This window comes from Pseudomonas sp. ES1 (genome assembly GCF_050586605.1).
GTDB classification, from domain to species: domain Bacteria; phylum Pseudomonadota; class Gammaproteobacteria; order Pseudomonadales; family Pseudomonadaceae; genus Aquipseudomonas; species Aquipseudomonas sichuanensis.
The window spans coordinates 1-857 of the sequence record NZ_JBOBDM010000136.1 but is presented as its reverse complement, the minus strand read 5'-3'; the positions used below and the strand labels follow the sequence as shown (position 1 = coordinate 857).

Sequence of the window (857 nt, the reverse complement as noted above, 5' to 3'; positions counted from 1 at the left end):
ACGCGGGGCGCCGCCAGAGGGGCGCGGGTGAGTGAGGTAGCCGAGGTTCAGCGCACTGGCGCCGTGGTCGCTGCGCAGGGCGATGCTGATTTCGCTGGTGGTGTCGTCGATACGCAGTTCGTTGCCGCGGCTGCCTTTGTATTCCTTGCTCTTGATGGTGGCCAGGGTCTTGAGGTCGGGCAGCTTGTAGTGCGGCATGTTCACGCCGTGGTACAGGCAGCCGGTCACCAGCGGCTGGTCGGGGTCGCCTTCGAGGAAACTGACCAAAACCTCCATGCCGATGCGCGGCAGTTGCAGGCCAGCGATGCCCTGCCCGGCCCAACTGCTGGCCACGCGCATCCACACGCTGGACTTGTCGTCGGCCTGGCCTTCGCGGTCCCAGAAGAACTGCACCTTGATCCGGCCGTATTCGTCACAGTAGATCTCTTCGCCGGCCGGGCCACTCACCACGGCGCGCTGGGTGCCCAGCACCTTGGGCTTGGGATGCCGCAGCGGCGGGCGGAACGGTTGCTGCCACGGGGTAACCACGAAGAAGTTGCGGTAGCCCTGCTGGAAACCGTCGTACTTGGCGTCGACGTCGCTGGTGATGGCTTCTTCCAGTACCTGCGGCTGGCGGCCCTGGTGGCGCACGTCGGTGAGCAGCCACAGGTCGTTCCACTGGGCGTTGGGGTGGCTACTCAGAGTAAGGAAGTGCCCGCTGGCGAGCAGCGGCTGGTCGCTGTCGCCGCTGGCCTGCTGGTAGTCACTGCGGTGGCGCTCCAGGGCGCGGTTGGCCAGGTGCTTGCCGCGTGGGCGGTCGAGGAAGCGGCCGGGGTAGTCGTAGTCTTCCAGGGCCGGTTCGTCGAGGCTGTCGGCCG

1 protein-coding gene is annotated in these 857 nt (G+C 67.0%); it reads right to left on the bottom strand.

What is annotated here, in order from left to right; genetic code table 11:
• The coding region (gene tssI / locus ACQ4N9_RS26485; RefSeq protein ID WP_430934113.1) for a type VI secretion system tip protein TssI/VgrG at positions 1–857 on the bottom strand (857 nt) is incomplete at both ends.